The organism is Pseudomonas sp. ATCC PTA-122608 (assembly GCF_001952855.1).
Lineage (GTDB): Bacteria > Pseudomonadota > Gammaproteobacteria > Pseudomonadales > Pseudomonadaceae > Aquipseudomonas.
In genome coordinates, this window is sequence record NZ_LPNO01000029.1 from 33,602 (window position 1) to 52,017 (window position 18,416).

Annotated in this window: 21 protein-coding genes and 1 pseudogene; 4 read left to right on the forward strand and 18 right to left on the reverse strand. The window is 59.6% G+C overall.

Annotated features, from left to right (window positions below; genetic code table 11):
* Positions 1-174 precede the first annotated feature (174 nt).
* Positions 175-639 (forward strand): glycine zipper 2TM domain-containing protein, encoded by a 465-nt coding sequence (locus tag AU074_RS22600; RefSeq protein ID WP_056857494.1) that lies wholly within the window; start codon positions 175-177, stop codon positions 637-639.
* Between the two features lie 77 nt (positions 640-716).
* Here AU074_RS22600 and AU074_RS22605 read toward each other — a convergent pair whose 3' ends face one another.
* The 4 genes from AU074_RS22605 to nhaA all read right to left on the reverse strand — a co-directional run bounded on the left by AU074_RS22605 (position 717) and on the right by nhaA (position 3,875).
* Positions 717-1,046, reverse strand: a complete 330-nt coding sequence (locus tag AU074_RS22605; RefSeq protein WP_076016593.1) for a hypothetical protein — start codon at positions 1,044-1,046, stop codon at positions 717-719.
* 21 nt (positions 1,047-1,067) lie between these two features.
* Positions 1,068-1,313 (reverse strand): pyocin S6 family toxin immunity protein, encoded by a 246-nt coding sequence (locus AU074_RS22610; RefSeq protein WP_076016594.1) that lies wholly within the window; start codon positions 1,311-1,313, stop codon positions 1,068-1,070.
* Positions 1,314-1,325: 12 nt separating this feature from the next.
* On the reverse strand, positions 1,326-2,531 hold the full coding sequence (locus AU074_RS22615; RefSeq protein ID WP_076016595.1) for an S-type pyocin domain-containing protein: 1,206 nt from the start codon (positions 2,529-2,531) through the stop codon (positions 1,326-1,328).
* A 156-nt stretch (positions 2,532-2,687) separates the two neighbouring features.
* Positions 2,688-3,875: a Na+/H+ antiporter NhaA gene (gene nhaA / locus AU074_RS22620; protein ID WP_076016609.1), complete on the reverse strand. Its 1,188-nt coding sequence runs from the start codon at positions 3,873-3,875 to the stop codon at positions 2,688-2,690.
* Between the two features lie 213 nt (positions 3,876-4,088).
* Here nhaA and AU074_RS22625 point away from each other — a divergent pair, with 213 nt between their 5' ends.
* Entirely contained in the window at positions 4,089-5,186 is a 1,098-nt protein-coding gene (locus AU074_RS22625; RefSeq protein WP_173860404.1) for a PLP-dependent cysteine synthase family protein, read from the forward strand.
* 134 nt (positions 5,187-5,320) lie between these two features.
* Here AU074_RS22625 and AU074_RS22630 read toward each other — a convergent pair whose 3' ends face one another.
* The 3 genes from AU074_RS22630 to AU074_RS22640 form a co-directional block, all read right to left on the reverse strand.
* Positions 5,321-6,934: an NAD(P)/FAD-dependent oxidoreductase gene (locus AU074_RS22630; RefSeq protein WP_076016597.1), complete on the reverse strand. Its 1,614-nt coding sequence runs from the start codon at positions 6,932-6,934 to the stop codon at positions 5,321-5,323.
* Positions 6,935-7,041: 107 nt separating this feature from the next.
* A complete protein-coding gene (locus tag AU074_RS22635) occupies positions 7,042-7,713 on the reverse strand; it encodes a COG3650 family protein (RefSeq protein WP_076016598.1) in 672 nt (223 codons plus the stop codon).
* A gap of 233 nt (positions 7,714-7,946) precedes the next feature.
* The gene (locus AU074_RS22640) at positions 7,947-8,546 is read right to left on the reverse strand and encodes a short chain dehydrogenase (protein WP_076016599.1); all 600 of its coding nucleotides are present in this window, start codon (positions 8,544-8,546) and stop codon (positions 7,947-7,949) included.
* A 104-nt stretch (positions 8,547-8,650) separates the two neighbouring features.
* On the opposite strand from AU074_RS22640, the gene AU074_RS22645 reads away from it, so the two are divergent.
* The gene (locus AU074_RS22645) at positions 8,651-9,559 is read left to right on the forward strand and encodes a LysR family transcriptional regulator (RefSeq protein ID WP_017479366.1); all 909 of its coding nucleotides are present in this window, start codon (positions 8,651-8,653) and stop codon (positions 9,557-9,559) included.
* Here AU074_RS22645 and AU074_RS22650 read toward each other — a convergent pair.
* The 10 genes from AU074_RS22650 to AU074_RS22690 form a co-directional block, all read right to left on the reverse strand.
* Entirely contained in the window at positions 9,556-10,041 is a 486-nt protein-coding gene (locus AU074_RS22650; RefSeq protein WP_076016600.1) for a DoxX family protein, read from the reverse strand. The genes AU074_RS22645 and AU074_RS22650 overlap by 4 nt on opposite strands.
* Positions 10,038-10,814, reverse strand: coding sequence for a DUF2063 domain-containing protein (locus AU074_RS22655; RefSeq protein ID WP_076016601.1), 777 nt, complete (start codon positions 10,812-10,814; stop codon positions 10,038-10,040). Before AU074_RS22655 ends, AU074_RS22650 begins: the two co-directional genes overlap by 4 nt.
* Positions 10,811-11,686 carry a DUF692 domain-containing protein gene (locus tag AU074_RS22660; RefSeq protein WP_076016602.1) on the reverse strand — a complete coding sequence of 292 codons (876 nt, stop codon included), beginning with the start codon at positions 11,684-11,686 and terminating at the stop codon, positions 10,811-10,813. The genes AU074_RS22655 and AU074_RS22660 overlap by 4 nt, the downstream gene beginning before the upstream one ends.
* Before the next feature lie 26 nt (positions 11,687-11,712).
* Positions 11,713-12,018 carry a DUF2282 domain-containing protein gene (locus tag AU074_RS22665; RefSeq protein ID WP_076016603.1) on the reverse strand — a complete coding sequence of 102 codons (306 nt, stop codon included), beginning with the start codon at positions 12,016-12,018 and terminating at the stop codon, positions 11,713-11,715.
* A gap of 259 nt (positions 12,019-12,277) precedes the next feature.
* Positions 12,278-12,979: an ABC transporter ATP-binding protein gene (locus tag AU074_RS22670; RefSeq protein WP_017479361.1), complete on the reverse strand. Its 702-nt coding sequence runs from the start codon at positions 12,977-12,979 to the stop codon at positions 12,278-12,280.
* Between the two features lies 1 nt (position 12,980).
* Positions 12,981-13,748: a high-affinity branched-chain amino acid ABC transporter ATP-binding protein LivG gene (gene livG, locus AU074_RS22675; protein WP_076016604.1), complete on the reverse strand. Its 768-nt coding sequence runs from the start codon at positions 13,746-13,748 to the stop codon at positions 12,981-12,983.
* Positions 13,745-14,998 (reverse strand): high-affinity branched-chain amino acid ABC transporter permease LivM, encoded by a 1,254-nt coding sequence (locus AU074_RS22680; protein WP_076016605.1) that lies wholly within the window; start codon positions 14,996-14,998, stop codon positions 13,745-13,747. Before AU074_RS22680 ends, livG begins: the two co-directional genes overlap by 4 nt.
* Entirely contained in the window at positions 14,995-15,918 is a 924-nt protein-coding gene (livH, locus tag AU074_RS22685; RefSeq protein ID WP_076016606.1) for a high-affinity branched-chain amino acid ABC transporter permease LivH, read from the reverse strand. The genes AU074_RS22680 and livH overlap by 4 nt, the downstream gene beginning before the upstream one ends.
* A complete protein-coding gene (locus AU074_RS33635; RefSeq protein WP_143503643.1) occupies positions 15,918-16,100 on the reverse strand; it encodes a hypothetical protein in 183 nt (60 codons plus the stop codon). Before AU074_RS33635 ends, livH begins: the two co-directional genes overlap by 1 nt.
* A gap of 45 nt (positions 16,101-16,145) precedes the next feature.
* A complete protein-coding gene (locus AU074_RS22690; RefSeq protein WP_076016607.1) occupies positions 16,146-17,273 on the reverse strand; it encodes a branched-chain amino acid ABC transporter substrate-binding protein in 1,128 nt (375 codons plus the stop codon).
* 340 nt (positions 17,274-17,613) lie between these two features.
* On the opposite strand from AU074_RS22690, the gene AU074_RS22695 reads away from it, so the two are divergent.
* Positions 17,614-17,916: a DUF2288 domain-containing protein gene (locus tag AU074_RS22695; protein ID WP_076016608.1), complete on the forward strand. Its 303-nt coding sequence runs from the start codon at positions 17,614-17,616 to the stop codon at positions 17,914-17,916.
* 315 nt (positions 17,917-18,231) lie between these two features.
* On the opposite strand, the pseudogene AU074_RS22700 reads toward AU074_RS22695, so the two are convergent.
* Positions 18,232-18,416, reverse strand: a pseudogene (locus AU074_RS22700) (IS256 family transposase); the annotation flags it as partial.

An 18,416-nucleotide genomic window follows, 5' to 3' on the forward strand; every position in this document is an offset into this window, starting at 1 on the left:
TGATGAAAGCGTCCATGAAGATCCTGAGGGAGGTGGGATTGCTACCGTTCGTCGAGTTTTTCGGTACAGCTTCTCTGTACTAAGGCTGAATGAAAACAATTTTCTGCCCGGCATGCCGTGACAGGCGGCAAGCCACAGCGGTTTAATGGATACCTGTCCTTTGGAGTTGATGCTATGCGTAAGTCCGTTTTACTAGTTGCCTGCTTTACCACCCTGTCGCTGCTGCTGGGTGGCTGCGCCTCGAGTCTGACCGGCGACTCGTACTCCCGTGACGAAGCCCGTCGTGTACAGACTGTTCGCATGGGCACCATCGAATCCCTGCGTCCGGTGAAAATCGAAGGCACCAAGACCCCAATCGGCGGCGCTGCGGGTGCAGTCATCGGCGGCGTTGGCGGCAGCGCCATCGGCGGCGGCCGTGGCAGCATCGTGACCGCCGTTATCGGCGCAGTCGCCGGCGGCCTGCTGGGCTCGGCCACCGAAGAAGGCCTGACCCGCACCCAGGGTGTTGAAATCACCGTCCGTGAAGATGATGGCAGCATGCGCGCCTACGTCCAGGCGGTTGAAGAGAACGAAATCTTCCGCATCGGTGACCGCGTTCGCATCATGACCGTGAACGGAACCAGCCGCGTTACTCGCTAAGGGTAAGGTTGTAGGAAAAGAAAAACCCCAACCGGGTGACCGGTTGGGGTTTTTTGTTGAGCGTATGTTTTGCGGGATCAGGTGAACATCTGGATATCGTCAAGGGTGTCTTGTACGGCACCACTCAGAAACGGTGATTTTGTTTTTGCTTGTTGCAGTGCTGGCGAAATTTTCGCCATGTCCAGCTGACCGAAGCGCCTCGCGATGTGGCCTATCGCAATGATGGCAGCCGACGCGATGTCCTCGTCGTCATTACTCATATACCGGAGGCAGATTTCTTGTGCCCACGTAGAGTCTGTCTCGTTAAGGCCGATGGATATTAGTGCTTCTGTGACCTTGCTTAGGTCTTTGGTGGTGAGGAAGCTGATAGCTTCATCGTGACTCAAAGACGGGTCGTGATAAATCAAGGCATACCTCTGGTTGTACCGTTATGCGCGTATCCCGATGAAGTATTCCAAGTCATCGGGGAGGTTGATGTTAAGCAACACCGCCAATTGCGTTATCTGACTTTTTGTCAGCTCCAGCTCACCTGGAGCCAGGTTTTCCAGAGGCTTTGACTCTGTGAGTTGGGCAGCAGCCTGATTGAGTTCGGCTCCTTCTATATCGAATTCGAATTGCAACGAATCATCTTGTTTTTCGTCAGGGTAGAAGCCGGTAATTGATAAATGGGTCATGAATCGTTCTCGCTATTGTCGAGTGGTCGTTCTGCCTGGCTTTGCTGGGCCAGTCTGCTCGCCCGTTATATGGTTGAACTCTCCTAGGTGAATCGCAAATCTGTCAAACTTTTCCACGGCGTTGCTTTTATAGTCCCATTCGTAGATTTTCCCTTTCCTATCGACCCACCTTGCTCTCTTTTTTCCTCCACCTTGAACGGATGATTTAGGTTTAACCCTTACTGCGTCGGGAAAGGCCGGAAGTGTTTTAGGGGCCTCATAGTAGTCATGGTCCCCTGGTCTGACGCTGACCACCACGTAGAGTGGCCGAACCCCCGAATCCGCTGGAAATACCAGAATGAAATCCCTGTATTGCGGCGGGTAAATCGGGTCAACGATGATGTTGGCGGCCTTCTCGGTCGGTGGGTACACCCAGATTTGCGGTGCCTGCGGCGCAGCTTCCAGCGCAGGAATACCGAGGGTGTCAGCGGGGTCGACAGCAGGCGTCCAGATCAGCTCGACGCCGTCGCCCAAGTCCGCGACCTGCTGTGTGCCGCGCAGGCCAAACTGCACGACATCAACCATTTCCCAGTCGCGATTTTTCCCGGTGTAGAAGGCGTATCCCTTGAGCGTGCCGTCAGCAAGTTGCTCGATATGCAGGCGTGCCCGGGTGCGTGCCCGTGGCATTGAGCGCAGTTGACGGTCGCTGTAAAGCGCACTATCGCCCAGGCTGGAGGGCCAGACGAGGGCTGCAACCCCAAGCATCAGTCCGGCCCCAGCTGTTCCAACACTCGCTGCGATGCTGGAGGCGCCACTAACCGCTGAGCCACCCAGTGCCAATGTCCCTAGCCCAGCCGGGAGTGCGCTGCCGCTTATTTTTTTGAGTGACAGCAGCCCCTCACTGTCCGTTTCACGGCCACCCAGCAGCACGTGCTCGCCATAGTCTCCTATGGGGTCAAGCGGTATATAGCCGGACGGATTGTTGTAGTCGATGAGGGCGTCCGGCAGATTGCAGGACTTTGCGAATACGCAGCCGACCATGGGCAATGGCGTTGGCGGCGGCTCCACTTTGCGTCTGGCCTCGTAGGCCTCCTGTTGGGCAAGCATGGCTTCGTAGGCTCGCTGCCTGGCATCACGCTCAGCCAGCTCGCGCTCGTTCATGTTCTCGAGCCGTCGGTAACCGCCCGTGCCGGTCCCGTAGCATCGCCAGACTTGGGGTATATCCTTGTTGTTTGCCATCGTGCCCTCCTGGCGTGTTGCCTAACGACGCCCGGCGTTGGAGCCGAGAGCACGACGTTATGGCAAGCAGCGGAGGGTGGATGTAGGACGGTTCTGTGAGATGGCGCCGAATGGGCCTAGAGGAGGTTGGAGCCGGCAAGCCGGCTCCAAAAGTGATTACACCTGAACGAGTGCCTGCTTGCGACTGGCCATCGCCGTCACTGCATACCCGATCAACGCCGCCAATATCGACCCTGTCAGGATGCCCATCCGGTCCATCCCGGCGTATTCACTGCTGCCTGGCACAAACGCCAGCGAGCCGACGAACAGGCTCATGGTGAAGCCGATGCCACACAGGATTGCCACGCCCAACACCTGACCCCAGTTGGCGCCAGCGGGTAGCGCGGCGAGGCCGGTTTTTACCATGACCCAGGTGAAACCCAGCACGCCAATGGTCTTGCCCAGCAGCAGGCCGGCGGCGATGCCCATCGGTACGTGGTGGGTGAAGCTTTCCAGATTGACGCCGGCCAGCGAAACCCCGGCGTTGGCAAAGGCAAACAGCGGCAGGATCGCGTAAGCCACCCAGGGATGCAGTGCATGTTCCAGGGTCAGCAGCGGCGAAGGTTCGGCGTTTTTGGTGCGCAACGGGATGCAGAACGCCAGGGTCACGCCGGCCAGGGTGGCGTGTACACCACTCTTGAGCACGCAGACCCACAGGATCAGCCCGACAATCATGTAGGGGCCCAGCTTGACCACACCGAGCCGGTTCATCGCAATCAACGCGATCAGGCATGCCGCTGCACCGGCCAACGAGGCCCCGGACAGATCGGTGGAGTAAAAGATGGCAATGACGATGATCGCGCCAAGGTCGTCGATGATGGCCAGGGTCATCAGGAACAACTTCAGCGACACCGGCAGTCGCTTGCCCACCAAGGCCAGTACGCCCAGGGCGAAGGCAATGTCGGTGGCCATGGGGATCGCCCAGCCACCGAGGGCGGCGGGGTTGTCCTTGTTCAGCGCCCAGTAGATCAGCGCCGGCACGACCATACCGCCGATGGCTGCTGCGCCGGGCAGCACCACTTGGGAAGGTTTGGACAGTTGGCCGTCGAGCAGCTCGCGTTTTACCTCAAGGCCGATCAGCAGGAAGAACAGGGCCATCAGGCCGTCATTGATCCACAGCAGCGCCGGCTTGGCGATTTTCAGCGCGCCAATTTGCGCGACTACCGGGACGTCGAGAAAACTCGCGTAAAAGTGTGACAGCGGTGAGTTGTTGATGATCAGCGCCAAAGCCGCAGCAGCGATCAGGAGCAGACCGCTGGCGGCTTCCAGCTGGAAGAAACGGGTGAAAGTGCTACGCAGAGGCAAGGGATGCTCTCCCATCAAAGTTCAGTAGGTGGGTACCCTAACCCGTACCGTTAGTTGTTAAAACAAAAGTTATATTCTTATTTGTTATAAGGGATCGGTCTCATCACTCGAGCGTCAAACTCAGAAAAGTGTGTGTCCAATTGAGTCATGACTGTATCTGTGTGGAGTGTAGGAAACATCCTAAGATCAAGTCTGAAATCCTTAGAGAAACCGATCATGAGCGACAACCGCCAATGGGCCCGCGAAGCCATTCGTATTATTGAAGCGGACTTCCAACGCAGCGCCGACACCCACCTTATCCCCTTGCCGTTGCCGGGTTTGCCGGGCATCGAACTGTATTTCAAGGATGAGTCCAGCCATCCCACCGGCAGCCTGAAACACCGGTTGGCGCGTTCGTTGTTTCTCTATGCGTTGTGCAATGGCTGGCTCAAACCTGGCGCTCCGGTGATCGAGGCGTCCAGCGGCTCCACGGCGATTTCCGAGGCGTACTTCGCCCGGCTGTTGGGCTTGCCGTTTATTGCGGTGATGCCGGCCACCACCTCCCAGGAAAAGATTGCGCAGATCGCGTTCTACGGTGGAAAGAGCCATCTGGTACAGGATCCGACGCAGATCTACGCCGAATCCGAGCGTCTGGCGCAGGAAAGCGGCGGCCACTTTATGGACCAGTTCACCTACGCCGAACGCGCCACCGACTGGCGCGCCAACAACAACATTGCCGAATCGATCTTTCAGCAACTGCGCTTTGAGCGTTACCCGGAGCCGAGCTGGCTGATTTCCAGCCCTGGTACGGGTGGTACCACGGCGACGTTGGGACGTTATGTGCGTTATCGCCAGCACTGCACCCGGGTGTTGTGCGCGGATGCGGAGCGTTCGGTGTTTTTCGATTACTACCTGAGCGGCGATGCCAGCCTGCGTCTGGAGTGTGGTTCACGCATTGAAGGTATTGGTCGGCCACGGGTAGAGGCGTCGTTCTTGCCCAAGGTGATTGATGCGATGGTCAAGGTGCCGGACGCGCTGTCCCTGGCGGCCATGCATTACCTGGCGCAGCGTTTGGGGCGGCGAGTGGGCGGGTCCAGCGGCACCAACCTGATCGGCGCGTTGATCGCGGCACAGCAGATGAAAGCGGCGGGAGAGTCGGGCTCGATTGTGGCGATCTTGTGCGACGGTGGGGAGCGCTATGCCACGACCTATTACGATCAGGCCTGGTTGGCAGGGCAGGGGTATGAGCTTGAGGGTTTGATTGCGGCCGTTGCGGCGAGTGTCGAGCGGGGAGAGGCGCTGCCAGATAGCGTGTTGCGCGCCAATATTTAAACACCGCATAACCATTGTGGGAGCGGGCTTGCTCGCGAATGCGGTGTGTCAGCCAATACATCATTCGGCTGATCCACCGTTTTCGCGAGCAAGCCCGCTCCCACATTTGATCTGCTGCGTTTTCAGCGCAGTGGTTAAGCTTCGATACCCAACATATCCCGCGCCAACGCTTCGGCAATCCGAATCCCGTCGACACCTGCCGACAAAATCCCACCGGCATAACCGGCACCTTCGCCCGCCGGGAACAGGCCTTTTACGTTCAGGCTCTGCATCGAGTCGTTACGGGTAATCCGCAGCGGCGATGAAGTGCGGGTCTCGATCCCGGTCAGCACCGCGTCGTGCAGCGAGTAGCCCTTGATCTGTTTCTCGAACGCAGGCAGCGCTTCGCGGATCGCTTCGATGGCAAAGTCCGGTAACGCCAGGGCCAGGTCGCCCATGGCCACCCCTGGCTTGTAGGACGGTTCCACGGTACCGACGGCGGTGGACGGCTTGCCGGCAATAAAATCACCGACCAGCTGCGCCGGCGCTTCGTAGTTGCTGCCACCGAGGATGAACGCGTGGGATTCCAGGCGCTCCTGCAACTCGATCCCGGCCAGCGGGCCGCCCGGGTAATCGACTTCCGGGGTGATGCCCACCACGATCCCGGAGTTGGCGTTGCGCTCGTTGCGCGAGTATTGGCTCATGCCGTTGGTCACTACGCGGTTCGGCTCGGATGTCGCCGCGACCACGGTGCCGCCCGGGCACATGCAGAAGCTGTAGACCGAGCGACCGTTCTTCGCGTGGTGCACCAGTTTGTAATCGGCAGCGCCAAGTTTCGGGTGCCCGGCGTACTTGCCCAGGCGCGCAGCGTCGATCAGCGATTGCGGGTGTTCGATACGGAAACCCACCGAGAACGGCTTGGCTTCCATGTACACGCCGCGGCCATGCAGCATGCGGAAGGTGTCACGGGCGCTGTGGCCGAGGGCCAGGATCACGTGTTTCGACAGGATCTGTTCGCCGCCATCCACCACCACGCCATTCAACTGGCCGTCTTCGATCAGCACGTCGGTCACCCGCTGCTCGAAGCGCACTTCACCGCCCAGGGCGATGATCTGCTGGCGCATGTTTTCCACCACGCCGGTCAGGCGGAAGGTACCGATGTGCGGCTTGCTGACGTAGAGGATTTCGTCCGGCGCACCGGCTTTGACGAACTCGTGCAGCACTTTGCGACCGTGAAATTTCGGGTCCTTGATCTGGCTGTAGAGCTTGCCGTCGGAGAAGGTCCCGGCGCCGCCTTCACCAAACTGCACGTTGGATTCGGGGTTCAGCACGTTTTTGCGCCACAGGCCCCAGGTGTCCTTGGTGCGCTGGCGTACTTCGCGGCCGCGTTCGAGGATGATCGGCTTGAAACCCATCTGCGCCAGCAACAGCCCGGCGAAGATCCCGCACGGGCCAAAACCGACGACGATCGGCCGCTCGGTCAGGCCTTCCGGCGCATGGCCCACGACCTTGTAGCTGATGTCTGGTGCCGGGTTGACGTTGCGGTCGTCGGCGAACTTGAGCAGCAGGGCCGCCTCGCCTTTGACTTCCAGGTCGATGGTGTAGATGAAGCACAGCTCCGACGATTTCTTGCGGGCGTCGTAGCTGCGTTTGAACAGGGTGAAATCGAGCAGGTCATCACTGGCGATGCCCAGGCGCTGCACAATGGCAGGCCGCAGGTCTTCTTCGGGATGGTCGATGGGCAGCTTGAGTTCGGTGATTCGTAACATGACAGGAATCCGGTAGGCGGCGGGCAAAGAGGCCGGCTGTTTTGCAAACCGGCGATTATAAGCCCCAACAGCGGTTTCCCGTCATGTTAAAACAGCGCAGCGGATAATCAGTCGTCCCGCGAGCCGCCGAACGACGCGCAACCGCGCTGCACCTGGCCGTTGACCCGAAGCTCGGCGGACATGTGCTGCAGGCTGCCGCTGACGCTGTCGACGCAGCGTTGCGGGGCCACCCAGAGTTCGATGTGCTGGTTGTTGGCTTCGGTCATCAGGTTGAACCGTCCGTCGCCCGATTGTTCTTCCACATACGGCACGGCCAATGGTGGCTGGCCTTCACGCTCCAGCACCATGCCCTTGGCGGTAACGTTCATCGCCCAGGCCGGTTTGTGGCCGTTGGCCCGCAGGATCATACGTTTGAAATTCGGGTCATCGCAGGCCGAGGTCGAGCGCTCGACGCGGTACACCTGTTGCAGGTCTACGGTACCCTGGGTGCCGCTGGCAACGCCGGAAAACTTGCCGCGCAAGTCGGCAAACAACGCGCCTTGCTGGCCGGCCAGGGAGGCGGCTTCCTGCAGGATGCTGGTGCCGCCGGTGTCGTTGACCACGTAGTTGCGTTTGTCGTTGCAGGGCTGGAACAGCAGTTTGTCACCCTGCGCGGTCAGCTCGCCCTGCATGCGGGTGAGCCCGGCGAGAGAGGGTTTGGCCGGCTCGTTCTCGAACATCTGGCAGGCGGCGAACAGGGGCAACAGGGCAAACAAAGCTAGGGTACGGGCGGCACGCATTATCGGGTCTCCTGATAAGTGCCGCCACGTTACGCAGGCTGGCGATGCATCACAAGCCCGGGACACAGGTTGAATTGACTGTGGCGAGGGGGCTTGTCCCCCGTTGGGCTGCGTAGCAGCCCCGTAAAATCACTGCGTTCCTTCAGGAAGAACAAGGTCCGTAGATTTTGGGGCTGCTGCGCAGCCCAACGGGGGACAAGCCCCCTCGCCACGACAAGCTGGTCCGTACTACTTTAGCCAACGATAAACGTCTGCCCCGTTTGCAAACCTTCCACGCTTTTCGCGTAGGCCAGCGCCACGTCTGCACCCGGAGCCGGTTTGTAACCACGGAAGTACGGCGCGTAGCTGCCCATGGCTTCCAGCAGCACGGTCGGACTCACCGAGTTGATACGCAGGCCGCGCGGCAGTTCGATCGCTGCAGCTTTCACGAATGCATCCAGCGCGCCGTTGACCAGGGCCGCCGAAGCACCGGTGCGAATCGGATCGCGGTTGAGAATGCCGCTGGTGAAGGTGAACGACGCACCGTCATTGGCGAACTCGCGGCCAATCAGCAACAGGTTCACCTGGCCCATCAGCTTGTCTTGCAGGCCCAGGTCAAAATCGGTTGCGCTCATTTCGCCCAGGGGCACGAAGTTGACGCTGCCGGCGGCGCAGATCAGTGCGTCGAACTTGCCGGTCTGTTCGAACAGTTTGCGGATCGAGGCGCTGTCGCTGATGTCGACCTGGAAGTCGCCACTCTTGCGACCGATGCTGATCACTTCATGCCGCTGGGACAGTTCTGCCTTGACCGCCGAACCCACGGTGCCGCTTGCGCCAATCAACAGGATTTTCATCGTGCCTTCCTCCAGATGTGTAGGTGAGGTTTCAGTCTAGAGTGATTTTTTGCGCGGATAAGTGCACTAATAGGCAACCTTTGGTTTTCAAATGGAAACAATCCATGAGCGAAATGGATGACCTGGCGGCGTTTGCGGTGTTGATCGAAGCTGGCAGCTTTACCCTGGCGGCCCAGCAGTTGGGCTGCAGCAAGGGTCAACTGTCCAAGCGCATCAGCCAGTTGGAGGCACAGTTTTCGGTGGTGTTGTTGCATCGCACCACGCGCCGTTTGAGCCTGACGGCGGCGGGGGCGGCGCTGTTGCCGCAGGCCCAGGCGTTGGTGGTGCAGGTGGAGCGGGCACGTCAGGCACTGGCCAGGCTCAAGGACGATTTGGTCGGCCCGGTGCGTATGACGGTTCCGGTTTCCCTGGGTGAAACCTTCTTTGATGGTTTATTGCTGGAGTTTTCCCGGGAGTACCCGCAGGTGCAGATCGAACTGGAGCTCAACAACCAGTATCGAGACCTGGCGCGGGACGGTTTTGACCTGGCGGTACGCTCCGAAGTCGCCAACGACGAGCGACTGGTGGCCAAGCCGTTACTGGCCTGGCACGAGATGACCTGCGCCAGCCCGGCTTATCTGGAACAGCACGGCGAGCCGCTGACACCGGCGGAACTGGTGGGCCACAACTGCTTGCTGAACAGCCACTACAGCGGCCGTGAAGAGTGGCTGTATCACCAGCAACATGAGCTGCTACGGGTTCGCGTATCCGGGACCTTTGCTTCCAACCATTACAACTTGCTGAAGAAGGCGGCGCTGGTGGGCGCAGGCATCGCGCGTTTGCCTTCCTACGTGTTGCACACTGAATTGGCTGACGGGCGCCTGCGTTGGCTCCTGCGGGATTATCAGACCCGCAGCATGCCGATGTACCTCGTCCATCCGTATCAGGGCGGCCTGCCGCGCCGCACTCAGGTCCTGGCGGATTATCTGGTGGGCTGGTTCAAGCGCAGCGGCGAGGCCCTGGACCGCCTTTAGCGCAAGCGTCGCGCAATCAGGTGATCAATGGAGAAGCAGCCTGGCCCCTTGGCCATCAACAGCAACAGCAGCGCGATCCAGGTGCCGTGGGTTGGGTAAGCGTCCGGGTAGACGAACAGCTGGATGGTCAGGGTCATGCCCAGCAACGCCAGCGCCGAGAACCGTGTGGCAAACCCCACCAGGATCAGCACGGGGAAGAAATGTTCGGCGAACGCGGCCATATGCGCTGCGACTTCCGCTGACAGCAGTGGCACGTGGTATTCGCTGCGAAACAGCGGCAGGGTGGACGGCGCCAAGTGCGGCCAGCCCAGTTGGAACGTGCCGCCGATCAGGTCTACGGCGAAGCCTTCGACCTTGGTCTGGCCGGATTTCCAGAACACTGCTGCAATAGAGAAGCGTGCGACGAAGGCGATCAGGCTGTAGGGGATTTTCTCGAAGAGCTGGATGATCCGTTGGATCAGCCCGGGAGCGGCGGCGTTCATGGCGATACCTTGGGTTCTGTGTGCAAGTGGGTGATGGCGCCGTGGCCGACCAGCAGGGCCAGGCAGTGGTGCAGGTCAAATTCGGCGGCCGCATCGAGGGCGTAGGCCACGGCCATTTCCAGCGGCCAACCGTTGTTCAGGCTGTTGATAAACGCCGCTGCGCCGCTGTCGATGTGAAATACCTGCACGTGCAGGCCGTTGCGCAGTACCAGCGCGCTTTGAGCATGGAAGGGGTCTAGAGTGGCGAGGGATTCGCCCGTCTGGTGCGCAGCCCATAACGCCACCACGGCGTAGGCCGAGTTCAGGGTGGCCAGGGATGGATGCAGTTGCAGGCGCAGTTCGCCCAGGTCTGACGGTTGTTGCAGGGTGGAGATGACCTCCTGCTGATCCAGTGGTGTTGCGTCTGCCGCGTGGTAGGCTCTGACCCGCAGCCGCTCCAGGCGCGCCACGTCAGCCAGGTAGGGCACGCTGGCGGCGGGGGCGAAGCCCTGGATAAAGTCAGCCAGGTCGCCGCCGTACTCATTGATCAGCGGACTGGTCGGTGGGAAATCCTGGACATACAAGCCAGCCATCGCCCGAAAAAATTCATCGCCCACCAGTTGCAGGGTGACCGGGTAGCCGGCGGCCAGGGCGTTGATCAGCGAGCTGTGGACATTGTTGCGGTACACCGCAAAACGACTGGCCGGATCGGCGCCGTTACGGCTGAACACCCCTTGCGGGCAGCTTTCGTCGGGCGACAGCAGGGCGCTGGCAAATACATCCTGGCCGCTCATGCGCGCACCTCCAGCAGAAACCGTTCGGCCTCGCGGGCCTCGGCGTGCAGCACGCTGAACGCCGGCACCTGGTTGTCGCGCTCGATCAGCGTGGCGACCGGCCCGGTGCGCGCAAGGACCTGTTGGTAGAGCTGCCATACCGCGTTGTCGATCGGCGCGCCGTGATCATCAATCAGCAAGCGATCACCGAGGCTGTCGGTGTCTTCGGCAAACCCTGCCAGATGAATCTCGCCCACGGCGTGCAGCGGCAAGGCATCGATGTACTTCAGCGGATCTTGCTGATGGTTGATGCATGACACATACACATTGTTGACGTCCAGCAGCAGCCCGCAGCCGGTGCGGCGGATCGCTTCGCTGATGAAGTCGGTCTCTTCCAGGGTGGAACGCTGGAACTGCAGGTAGGTCGACGGGTTCTCCAGCAGCATTGGCCGTTGCAGGCGGGTTTGCACCTGGTCGATGTGTTCGCACACCCGCTTCAGGGTTTGATCGTCATACGCCAGCGGCAGCAAATCATTGAGAAACACCGGGCCGTGGCTGGACCAGGCCAGGTGTTCGGAAAACGAGTGGGGTTGATAGCGTTCGATCAGCGCGGCCAAGCGCATCAAGTGCTCATCGTTCAGCGGACCTTCGCCGCCGATGGACAGGCCTACACCGTGCAGCGACAGCGGGTATCGTTCGCGGATCAAGCCCAGGTAGTGATGGAAAGGTCCGCCGGCCACCATGTAGTTTTCGGCGTGGACTTCGAAAAAACCGATGTCGGGGGCAGTCTCGAGGACTTCGCTGAAGTGCTCGCTCTTGAGCCCCAGCCCGGCCCGATAGGGGAGGCCGGGCGCCTGAGCCTGGGAGATGGAATAGGTGCATGCAAGCGTCATCGTCAGTACTCAGGCTGCGCAGGGATTCAGGACTTGGCGGTGAAGGCGGCTTCCTGGCCGAAGCCGGTTGGCGAGGTGGCGCTTGGGGTTTTCAGGCAGGTGCCGGCCGGGACCAGTTTCCAGGCGTTGGCTTGGTCCTTGACCTTCGAGGTGCCGGCGCAGGAAGTGCCGGCGCCTGCAGCGCAATCGTTTTTGCCGGCTTCGGCCACACCGAAGCATTTTTGCATGTCATCGGCGGCGTGGGCGGTGGAGGTCAGGGCGGACAGACTCAGGGCCGAACCCAGGGCCAGGACGAGGGTGGCAGCGGACAGCGAACGGGTTTTGGTAGTCATGGTGTATCTCCAGCAGTGGGTTGAGTTGGCAAGCGTAGTTGCCTGCTTACACCACTAGAGATAAGGGGAAGGGATTCGTTACAAACCTGGGGAAAATAATTTCAGATTTCGCCAAAGCCTTTGGTCACACAAAACAAATGTGGGAGCGGGCTTGCTCGCGAAGGCAGTGAGTCAGTCACCCAATAAGTTGGCTGATCCACCGCCTTCGCGAGCAAGCCCGCTCCCACAAAAGCCCGCTCATACATTAGCCAGATGGGCATCAACCGCCCAAGTAAGCCTCACGCACTTTCGGATCGGTCAGCAATTGTTCGCCGCTGCCCTGCATCACCACCCGGCCGTTTTCCAGCACATAGGCGCGGTCGGCGATCTTCAGTGCCTGGTTGGCGTTCTGCTCCACGAGGAACACCGTTACACCGTCCTTACGCAGTTGTTCGATGATGTCGAAGATCTGCTGGATGATGATCGGCGCCAGGCCCAGGGACGGTTCGTCCAGCAGCAACAACTTGGGCTTGCTCATCAGCGCACGGCCGATGGCGAGCATTTGCTGTTCGCCGCCGGACATGGTGCCGCCGCGCTGGCTGAAGCGTTCCTTGAGCCGCGGGAACAGGTGCAGCACCTTGTCCATCTGCTCCTGGTAATCGCCCTTGTCGGTAAAGAACCCGCCCATGGCGAGGTTCTCTTCCACGGTCAGGCGGGCAAACACCCGGCGACCTTCCGGAACCACGGCAATGCTCTTGCGCATGATCTCGGAGGAGGCCTGGCCCACCAGTTCCTCACCCATGTAGCGGATGCTGCCGCTATGAGCCTGGGGCGAACCGCACAAGGTCATCAGCAGCGTGGATTTACCGGCACCGTTGGCCCCGATCAGGGTGACGATCTCGCCCTGGCGCACTTCGACGTTGACGTTGTGGAGCGCCTGGATCTTGCCGTAGAAAGTGGAAACGTTTTCGAATTGCAGCATTTTACGCTTCCCCCAAATAGGCTTTGATCACGGCCGGGTTGTCGCGGATCTGCTCCGGCGTTCCGTCGGCCAGTGGCGTGCCCTGGTTGATCACGACGATATGGTCGGAAATGCTCATGACCAGTTTCATGTCGTGTTCGATCAGCAGCACGGTGGCGTTGTTTTCTTCACGCAACACACTGATCAGCGCCTTGAGGTCTTCGGTTTCCTTTGGGTTCAGGCCGGCGGCCGGTTCGTCGAGCATCAGGATCCGCGGACGGGTCATCATGCAGCGAGCGATTTCCAGGCGACGTTGCTGACCGTAGGCCAGGGTACCGGCAGGGCGGTTGGCAAACTCGGTGAGGTTGACCTTGTCCAGCCAGTACGCGGCGTATTCCATGGCCTCGCGTTCGCTCTTGCGGAACGACGGGGTCTTGAACAGGCCGGCAAAGAAGTTGGTGTTCAGGTGACGATGCTGGGCGATCAACAGGTTCTCGACCGCTGTCATGTCCTTGAACAACCGCACGTTCTGGAAGGTACGCACCACGCCCTTGCGGGCGATTTCGTGGCCGGCCAGGCCCTGGATCGGCTGGCCATCCAGCAGGATGCTGCCGCCGCTTGGCTTGTAGAAGCCGGTCAGGCAATTGAACACCGTGGTCTTGCCGGCGCCGTTGGGGCCGATCAGGGCCACGACCTGCTTCTCTTGTACGGTCAGGGCCACGCCGTTGACCGCGAGCAAACCGCCGAAGCGCATGCTCAAATTTTCGACTTTCAGGATCTCGCGGCTCATTTGCGCAGCTCCATGTGTGGACGTTGCATGGGCAGCAGGCCTTGAGGACGCCAGATCATCATCAGCACCATCATGGCGCCGAACATCAACATGCGGTATTCGCTGAACTCACGCATCATTTCCGGCAGCAGGATCATCACGATCGCCGCGAGGATCACACCCAGCTGCGAGCCCATGCCGCCCAGCACCACGATGGCAAGGATGATTGCCGACTCGATGAAGGTGAACGACTCCGGGGTCACCAAACCTTGGCGAGCGGCGAAGAAGCTGCCTGCGAAACCGGCGAAGGTTGCCCCGAGGGTGAATGCCGAAAGTTTGATGACGGTCGGGTTCATGCCTAATGCACGGCAGGCGATTTCATCTTCGCGCAGCGCTTCCCACGCACGGCCGATTGGCATGCGCAGCAGACGGTTGATCACGAACAATGCGGCCAGTGCCAGCAACAGCGCCACCAGGTACAGGAACACCACTTTGCTCACCGGGTTGTAATCCAGCCCGAAGTACTCGTGGAAAGTCTGCATGCCTTCGGCTGCGGTGCGGTCGAACGTCAGCCCGAAGAACGTTGGCTTGGGAATGCTGCTGATGCCATTGGGCCCGCCGGTGATATCGGTGAGGTTACGCAGGAACAGACGGATGATTTCACCGAAACCCAGGGTCACGATCGCCAGATAGTCACCGCGCAAGCGCAGTACCGGGAAGCCCAGCAGGAAGCCAAATGTGGCCGCCGCCATGCCGGCCAGTGGCAGGCAGATCCAGAAGCCCCAGCCCAGGTAATGCGAGAGCAGCGCGTAGGTGTAGGCACCCACCGCATAGAAGCCCACATAGCCCAGGTCGAGCAAGCCGGCCAGACCCACCACAATGTTCAGGCCCAGGCCCAGCAGCACGTAGATCAGGATCAGCGTTGCGATATCCACCGCACCCCGGGAACCGAAGAACGGCCAGATCAACGCGGCCACGATCAGGCCGATGATGATGTAGCGCTGGGTGCGCGGCAGGGTCAGGAACTGGCTGACCTTGGGCGAAACCAACGGCCCACGGTTGGACTTGAGGAGTGCCCCGACCTGCTGGGTGAACAGCACGCGCAGGAACATCAGCACCGAGCACAGGGCAATGATGGTCAATGTCACCGGGCCGGTGCCATGCACTTCGAGGTTGATCCCGACAATGCTCAGTTTGAGCCCGAGTACCGGAAAGGCCACGGCCCACACCAGCAAGGCGCTGAAAAACGCCGATTTAAGATATCTGCTCATACTTTCTCAACCTCCGGACGGCCCAGAATGCCGGTCGGCCGGAACAACAGCACCAGAACCAATAGACCGAATGCCACCACGTCCTTGTACTGGTCACCGAACACATCGGCGCCAAAGGCTTCCGCCACCCCCAGCACCAGCCCGCCGAGCATCGCACCCGGAATGCTGCCGATGCCGCCCAATACCGCTGCGGTGAAAGCCTTGAGGCCCACCAGGAAACCGGCGTTGGGGTTGATCACGCCATACTGCATGCTCAGCAATACAGCGGCGACAGCCGCCAGTGCGGCACCGATGACGAAGGTCAGGGCGATGATGTTGTTGGTGTTGATGCCCAACAGGTTGGCCATCTTGATGTCTTCGGCGCAGGCCCGGCAGGCGCGCCCCAGACGGGAGCGGGAGATGAACAGGGTCAGGCCGAGCATTGCCACCAGGGTGACGACGAAGACCAGGACCTGCATGTAGGAAATCAGCACTTCTTGTGCGCCACCTGGGCCGAAGGAGAAGCTCCCCGGGATCAGGTTGGGAATGGATTTGTCCTTGGAATCCTGGGACAGCAATACGGTGTTCTGCAGGAAAATCGACATGCCGATCGCAGAGATCAGCGGGATCAAGCGGTTGCTGCCACGCAAGGGGCGGTACGCCACGCGTTCGATACTGTAGCCATAGGCACTGGTTACGACGATGGACGCCAGGAACGCAGCGGTCATCAACAGCGGCAGGGAGTGGATACCCATCATGGCCAGCCCGGCAAGGGCGATGAAGGCCACGTAGGAACCAATCATGTACACCTCGCCATGGGCGAAGTTAATCATTCCAATGATGCCGTAAACCATTGTGTAGCCAATGGCTATCAAGGCATAGGTGCTGCCAACGGTCATGCCGTTAACCAGCGTTTGGAAAAAATGATAGATCTCAGGCATTACAGCGCTCCTAAAAACCCGATACGCATTTCACTGGTGGAGTCAATTTCCGGCTCGGTGCCCTGTTCTGTGATCAGGTTGCACAAAGCGTTTGCCAGCGAACCGCTGGTGACGGTTTTAAGATTTTCAGGTGAACCCACTCCCGGATCGCGGGTGTCAGGCCCATAAACCTCGTAAAACAAAGCCCACTGCTTGCACAGTGGGCTTGTTGACCAGTAACGTCTGGCTTACTGAGGGGAAACTTCGGTTTTTGGTTTGCCGAAGTGCCATTCGTAGACCACGAACTTGAAGTCCTTCAGGTCGCCCTTGGCGTCGAAGCTCAGGTCGCCGGTCGGGGTCTTGAAGGTACCGGCGTGAATGGCAGCAGCCACTTTGGCGGTGTCTTCGCTTTTCGCGGCAGCGATACCGCCGGCGATCACTTCAACAGCCGAGTAGGCCGGGAACACGAACGGACCGGTTGGGTCCTGCTTGTTCTTGGCGAACTCTTCAACGATTGCCTTGTTGGCAGGATCGGTGTCGAACGACTTCGGCAGGGTGACCAGCAGGCCTTCGGAAGCGCCCTGGGCGATTTGCGAGATGGAGTCGTTGCCGACGCCTTCCGGGCCCATGAACTTGGCGTTCACGCCTTTTTCCTTGGCTTGGCGCAGGATCAGGCCCAGCTCAGGGTGGTAGCCGCCGTAGTAGACGAAGTCGACGTTGGCTTGCTTGAGCTTCTGAATCAGCGAGCCGAAGTCTTTGTCGCCAGCGTTGATGCCTTCGAAGAGGGCAACTTTCACGCCTTTCTTCTCGAGGGTCTGCTTGACGGCGGTGGCGATGCCCTCACCGTACTGCTGCTTGTCGTGGATAACGGCTACGACTTTCGGCTTCACGTGGTCGGCGATGTAGTTGCCGGCGGCAGGGCCCTGGGCGCTGTCCAGGCCGATGGTACGGAAGATCAGCTTGTAGCCACGGGAAGTGATTTCCGGGCTGGTGGCTGCCGGGGTGATCATGATCACGCCTTCGTCTTCGTAGATGTCGGATGCTGGCTGAGTGGAGCTGGAGCAAAGGTGACCGACCACGAACTTGACGCCGTCGTTGACCACTTTGTTGGCTACGGCCACGGCTTGTTTTGGATCGCAAGCGTCGTCGTATTCTTTGGCTTCGAGCATTTTGCCATCGACGCCGCCCTTGGCGTTGATGTCGGCGATAGCCTGTTTGGCGCCCATGAACTGCATGTCGCCGTATTGGGTCACAGGGCCGGTTTTAGGGCCGGCAATACCGATCTTGATGGTGTCAGCTGCGAACGAATGGCTGGCAACCCCGGCCAGGACCATAGCGGCAAACAGTTTGGAAATCTGCTTAGTAGCCTTATTCATAGTGCTCCACTCTTACTGTTGTATTTTTTATAGTTCTAGCGGCCTTGTGAGCTGCAGAACCGGATCAGATATCTCGGATATCCCCCGGCAGCGGCCTGGCAACTGTACCGGTACAGTGTAGAGCGCCGGTTGATCGCTTGAAAAGCTGGCTGCTAGGGGCAAAACCCGGGTGTGTCGCTTAAATGAAAGAAAAAGACAGAATTGCGGCGGGGTGATGCCAGAGTTTCGGGCAATCCTTGGCTTTCCTGACACTTTCGTTCGGTGCCTCATTTGCAACTGGGTTTTTCTGCCTGGTGCTCGACGGTATGATTGCGCCGATTTTTTCTTCAGGTGAACTCCCATGACGCAAGAACCTAGCACCCTCTATGCCAAGCTGCTTGGTGAAACCGCCGAAATTTCCTGGAAGGAGCTTGAGCCGTTCTTTGCCAAGGGTGCCCTATTGTGGGTCGACGCCGGGCTGGATTTGATCGCGGCCGCTGAGGGTATGGCTGAGGATAACCGTGAGAAAGTCGCTGCCTGGCTGGCTGCGGGGAGTCTTGGCGAGGTGTCTGCGACGCGGGCATTGGACCTGGTTGAGCGGGATCCTAGCTTGTGGGCGGTGGTGGTTTCGCCGTGGATTCTGATCCAGGAAAGGGCGGGGTAGGAAATCGCTGCGCGAAAATGGTGCGTGATTTTTCAGGGTTTGAGTGTGTAGCGGGGTAACTGCATTTGCGGTGATGGCACGTTGCCGTAGAGAAAGGTCACAGGCGGGGGTTACGTGCGCGTCATGGGAACAGTTTTGTTTGCGGCGGAATGCGGGGGGAATTGTTTCTGGGTGTGAGTTTTTGGAGTACATATCCGTTATTTAGGTAACGGCCGCTTAGGGTTCCGCTCTTACAGCGGGTCACTTTTGGCAAACGAGAGTGTCAGATTTTTTGTGTTCGGGCCGGTTACGGCCTGCCGTCAGGCAGGCCTAGCTTTACCAGGTCGGCCTGATAAATCGATCTCCGTACAGAATCGCAAATTGATTCATCGCGCTCTTCCAATCATGAGCTGCACTGCCCCAATTCGCGGTGATATTTCGCAATGCCAGCCAGATTAGCTTTGTCGCGGACTCATCCGTTGGGAAGTGGCCTCGCGTCTTGATGATCTTGCGCAACTGGG